The 4,740-nt window shown below is 39.0% G+C and carries 7 protein-coding genes; 1 reads left to right on the forward strand and 6 read right to left on the reverse strand.

Translation table 11 applies throughout. The annotated features are described in order from the left end of the window. The 3 genes from AC1DSL_RS15915 to AC1DSL_RS15925 all read right to left on the reverse strand — a co-directional run. A partial coding sequence (locus tag AC1DSL_RS15915) for a D-alanyl-D-alanine carboxypeptidase family protein (RefSeq protein ID WP_477532934.1) occupies positions 1–462 on the reverse strand: 462 nt, incomplete at its 3' end. Positions 463–482: 20 nt separating this feature from the next. Beyond that, a complete protein-coding gene (gene scpB / locus AC1DSL_RS15920) occupies positions 483–1,058 on the reverse strand; it encodes an SMC-Scp complex subunit ScpB (RefSeq protein ID WP_477532938.1) in 576 nt (191 codons plus the stop codon). Next, the gene (locus AC1DSL_RS15925) at positions 1,051–1,830 is read right to left on the reverse strand and encodes a segregation/condensation protein A (RefSeq protein WP_016427453.1); all 780 of its coding nucleotides are present in this window, start codon (positions 1,828–1,830) and stop codon (positions 1,051–1,053) included. The genes scpB and AC1DSL_RS15925 overlap by 8 nt, the downstream gene beginning before the upstream one ends. Positions 1,831–1,887: 57 nt before the next feature. Between AC1DSL_RS15925 and AC1DSL_RS15930 the strand changes: the two genes are divergently transcribed. Next, positions 1,888–2,385 (forward strand): DUF309 domain-containing protein, encoded by a 498-nt coding sequence (locus AC1DSL_RS15930; protein ID WP_477532935.1) that lies wholly within the window; start codon positions 1,888–1,890, stop codon positions 2,383–2,385. Here AC1DSL_RS15930 and AC1DSL_RS15935 read toward each other — a convergent pair. From AC1DSL_RS15935 to AC1DSL_RS15945, 3 genes are all read right to left on the reverse strand, one after another. Next, positions 2,382–2,747, reverse strand: coding sequence for a GNAT family N-acetyltransferase (locus tag AC1DSL_RS15935; RefSeq protein WP_016427455.1), 366 nt, complete (start codon positions 2,745–2,747; stop codon positions 2,382–2,384). The genes AC1DSL_RS15930 and AC1DSL_RS15935 overlap by 4 nt on opposite strands. Before the next feature lie 185 nt (positions 2,748–2,932). Next, on the reverse strand, positions 2,933–4,261 hold the full coding sequence (lysA, locus tag AC1DSL_RS15940; RefSeq protein WP_477532936.1) for a diaminopimelate decarboxylase: 1,329 nt from the start codon (positions 4,259–4,261) through the stop codon (positions 2,933–2,935). A gap of 78 nt (positions 4,262–4,339) precedes the next feature. Next, positions 4,340–4,740: spore germination protein (locus AC1DSL_RS15945; RefSeq protein ID WP_477532937.1), on the reverse strand; the 401-nt coding region annotated here is incomplete at its 5' end.

Genomic DNA, 4,740 nt, shown 5'->3' on the forward strand with positions numbered 1-4,740 from the left:
GTGTAATCCTGATGGGTTTTCAAAGTGTGTATCTTTTAATCCCATAATTTTTGCTTTTTCATTCATCAATTTAACGAAGCCTTCAACTGATCCTCCTGCATGCTCTGCTAGAGCAACTGCTGCATCGTTACCAGACCTCAGCATTAATCCATAAAGCAATACATCAACAGCTGTYTCTTCTCCATTTTTAAGATAAATGGATGAACCTTCTTGGGATGTGGCTACAGGAGAAATTTTGACCTTTTCTTTTAAATCTACTTCATCCGCCACGACAACCGCTGTCCACATTTTTGTTAAGCTGGCAATCGGCATTTTTTGGTCTTCACCGCTTCCTGCCAATAACCGTCCTGTCTTCGCATCAATTACTGCATAAGCAGATCCCTGTGCCTCAGATAATCGAGGGTACAACAGACTTACACCTAACAGGAGAATCACTAACACTATCAACCATTTATTTCGCAACCAGCAGCACCTTTCGCTTCTTATTCTTGTTGTTCCCCAAAAGCTTCCTGGAACTTTGTCATGAATAAATCTGTTTGGTCATCTTCTTCCGTCCCTTGTGTTTCCGGTAACGGCGGCAACTCATTCATATCATTTAATCCAAATACATTTAAAAACTCTTTCGTGGTGCCGTACAGGATGGCACGCCCTGTACCTTCAGCTCGACCGACTTCCTGAATCAGACCTTTAAGGCTTAACGTGTGTAATGGTCTTTCACTCTTCACGCCCCGTAAGTCTTCAATCTCGATTCGTGTAATTGGTTGTTTGTAGGCAACGATCGCCAACACTTCCAATGAAGCTTGTGAAAGAGGTTGATTCGTTGGGTTTTCAACGAGTCGTTGAATGGTTTCTGCGTTTTGTTTTTTTGAAATCAGTTGATATGTTCCGGCTAATTCTTTTAATTCAATTCCGCGGTTTTTGGATTTTATATAGTCATCCTGTAATTTCTCTAATGCTTCTTTTACCTCTATAGACGTTGCACCAGTTAAATTTTCAATCTGTTTACTTGATAACCCTTCGTCTCCTGTTACAAAAAGTAAACTTTCAATTCTACTCATCAATAGGCTCAAAAGATTCTTCCTCCCATCGATCATTTATTAGATTAACTGTCAGATCATCAAAATTCTGACGTTGCTCGACCATTACCATTTGTCTTTTCATAAGTTCCAGCAAAGATAAAAATGTGACAACCAGAGTTGGTTTGTCTTCTGATGGAAAAAGTTCTGAAAAAGAACAACTTCCGCCTCGGGATTTCAAAGTCTTGAAGACACTTTTCATTTGGTCCTTGATGGATAGTTCCTGTCTAGTAATTTTGGTGGCAAGCGGGGCTTTCAATCGTTTCCTTCTCAGCATTTTCTGAAAAGCACCCAACATGTCATAGACATTCAAAGGATCATCAAATGCAGTTAATTGTTGAGTTGGCTGATAGTCGGTCAAGTCACTTGGTGCTCTTGTAAAGACTTGTGCTCTTTGTTCTTCTAATTGCTGCAGATTCTCAGCTGCTTCTTTATACTTCCGATACTCAATCAGACGATTCACCAATTCTTCCCTTGGGTCATTCATATCAAGGGCAAGTTCGTCATCATCTAATTCACCTTCGTGAATCGGAAGCAGCATTTTACTTTTGATTGCAAGCAGGGATGCGGCCATTACTAAATATTCACTGGCTTCATTCAATTCAAGCACTTGCATAGCACGAATATGTTCCATGTACTGTAAAGTTAAATCAGCCATTGGAATATCATATATATCAATTTCCAAACGATGGATTAAGTGCAATAATAAATCGAGAGGACCTTCAAAAGCGTCCAATTTTACTTCATAAGACATGTTAAGATCACCCGATCAAATAGATTCAAATTTTAGTATAGAGGAAGTGTGAGAAGAATGCATCCGTTGTTTCACCCACTTTTTGTGCAGTTTGTCATATATTTTAATGAGCACGAGGATTTTTTTGAATGCCACGAAGTGTTGGAAGAATACTGGAAAGAGATTGCACCGAAAGATAAAACACATCCACTTACTGCTTGGATTTTGCTCTCGACAGGTATGTATCACTGGCGAAGGGGTAATTTCAATGGCGCGAAAAGATCACTGGCCAAATCATACGATCGTTTCCATCTGAATGGTACGAGTGCTTTTTATGAAGGCATTCACTTTTCAAGACTTATCGTGAATTTGGAGCAATCACTAGAATCCGTTGAAAATAATACATCTTTTCAGCCATTTAAAATACAAGTCGATTCATCTGAGTTATCATCAGCCATCCTACAACAACCAGCATTAGAAGCACTAACAGGTGATCAACTCATACACAAGCATATGCTCCGGGATCGTTCAGAAATACTTAATGCCCGTGAAGAAAAAAGAAGGAACAGACATTAAATGTCTGTTCCTTCTTGCTGGATTGTGCACTTATCTATGAATGGTTTTGTCGATTCAGCAGCCTTTATTTCTGTACATGGAAGGAAATTTTGCACTTTGGATACCATTTCTTTTCCAATCCCTTCACCTCTAAATGAAGGTGAAACAGTTATATGCTGAATCAAACACTCTGTATCTGTAGTTTCTATGCCAATCAAGCCCACAAAATCTTCCTCTTTTTTCCACATAAACAAATGCCAGTTCGGATTATTTTCATAGGTTTGAATGGTTTCTTGTAATTTTTTTAAATCTTTTTCTTGTGGCATAAACGACAGGAGACCCATCGCAATTTTTTCACATATTTTTTTATATCGTACTAACATAATAAATCCCTCATTTTTGATTCCGCTTCAGCACAATGACTATCCTACATCATTTGCAATAAAACTTCAACTCGCAATCCATTATTTAACAGTTTATTGGTTCGGTGCAATAAATATCCAATAAAGAATTCCCCAAACAATACTTATTAATAGGATAAATAAATATAATTTGTTATTGTTTCTTTTCATGAGTGTGCACCTACCGTCTCATCTTGTAAAGAACAATCCAACTTTACGAGATCTTCATAAGTTTCTCTCTTAATGACAATGCGATGATTGCCCTCCTCCACGAACACGACAGCGGGTCTAGGAAGCCTGTTATAATTGCTGGCCATCGAATATCCGTATGCCCCTGTGCAGAATACAGCGAGTATATCTCCCGCTTCTACTATTGGCAAAGAAATGTCTTCGATCAGTTTATCGCCTGATTCACAACATTTACCGGCTACTGTGTAGGTTTTAGTGGCTTCAACTGTCATTTTGTTCGCAACAGCCGCATCATATTTTGCTTGATACAGTGCAGGACGAATATTGTCTGACATTCCGCCATCTACAGCCAAGTAATTTCTGACACCCGGCACTTCTTTTTGAGATCCAATCGAATATAAAGTAGTTCCTGCGTCACCTACTAGTGAACGGCCAGGTTCAATCCAAATCTCAGGCATTGGATACTTTGCTTCGCCGATTTCGGAACGTATGGATTTAATCATATCTTCTACATAAATTGCGGGTTGAAGTGGTTTATCTTCTTCTGTATAGCGGATGCCAAAACCGCCCCCTAAGTTTAAAACTGGGCAAACAAAGTCATAACTCTTTTTCCAGGAAAGCATTTTTCCAATTAGTTTTTTTGCTGCCAAGGAGAAAGCAACAGTATCAAAAATTTGTGAACCAATATGACAATGCATGCCTAGTAATTGAATAGATTCTTCATCTTTTACTGCATGGAACGCTTCATCTGCCTGGCCATTATTCAGATCAAATCCAAATTTCGAATCAGCTTGTCCTGTCGTGATATAGTCATGCGTATGCGCTTCAATACCTGGTGTCACACGTAATAAAATATTTACTTGTTTTTTAAGGATTTCTGTTAATCTCTTTAACTGTTCTATTTCATAAAAATTATCAACCACAATACATCCAATACCCGAGTTCAATGCAAAGACTAATTCATCATCACTCTTATTATTGCCATGAAAATGAATTCGTTCCACTGGAAAACCGGCATGAATGGCTGTATACAATTCGCCTCCAGACACAACGTCCAAAGACAGTCCTTCTTCAGCTGCTAGCTGATACATTGCAATACTTGAGAAAGCCTTACTCGCATAAGCTACTTGAGCTTCAACTTTCTCACGTTCAAATGTGTGAATAAAAGCACGTGCCCGTTCTTTTATTAATGCTGTATCGTAAACAAATAATGGTGTTCCATAGTTTTTTGCTAATGTCATTGCAGAAGTTCCACCAATTGTTAAGTGACCATGTTCATCCACGGACTGTGTTCCAAATAAATGCATCTTCATCTCTCCCAGTGGTAAGTGGTTTTTCAATATAAGAACTTTACCATAGGGAAAGACTCCGATGCAATGAGTGGATTAAGAACGTTTGCGCTTAGGCGAGTGAACAATGAATGGTCTGAGTGCGCCATTTGATGTAGGAAAGCGAACCAGAATGCGTGCCAATGCTTTAGGGAAAAATGGAACGAGCGGCCACAAATAAGGGACTCCCATCGGCTTAATTGATACCAGGTACATGAAAACGAATAGGATTCCAATGAAAAAGCCATTGGACCCAAATATGACAGTAGCAATAAGCATCACATTTCGGAATAACTTGGCGGCAACACTCAATTCATAAGAAGGTAATGCAAATGTTAAAATGGCTGATACCGCTGTATATAACACTACTTCAGGAATGAAAAGTCCGACATCGATTGCAATTTGACCAATAATAATGGCCGCTACTAAGCCCATTGCCGTGGAAAGAGGTGTAGGGG

It is taken from the genome of Paenisporosarcina sp. P4_D4 (assembly GCF_056401835.1).

Excerpts from the sequence above, each read along its gene's own strand:
- scpB (WP_477532938.1), bottom strand. The coding sequence starts at position 1,058 with ATGAGTAGAATTGAAAGTTTACTTTTTGTAACAGGAGACGAAGGGTTA.
- AC1DSL_RS15925 (WP_016427453.1), bottom strand. The coding sequence starts at position 1,830 with ATGTCTTATGAAGTAAAATTGGACGCTTTTGAAGGTCCTCTCGATTTA.
- AC1DSL_RS15930 (WP_477532935.1), top strand. The coding sequence starts at position 1,888 with ATGCATCCGTTGTTTCACCCACTTTTTGTGCAGTTTGTCATATATTTT.
- AC1DSL_RS15935 (WP_016427455.1), bottom strand. The coding sequence starts at position 2,747 with ATGTTAGTACGATATAAAAAAATATGTGAAAAAATTGCGATGGGTCTC.
- lysA (WP_477532936.1), bottom strand. The coding sequence starts at position 4,261 with ATGCATTTATTTGGAACACAGTCCGTGGATGAACATGGTCACTTAACA.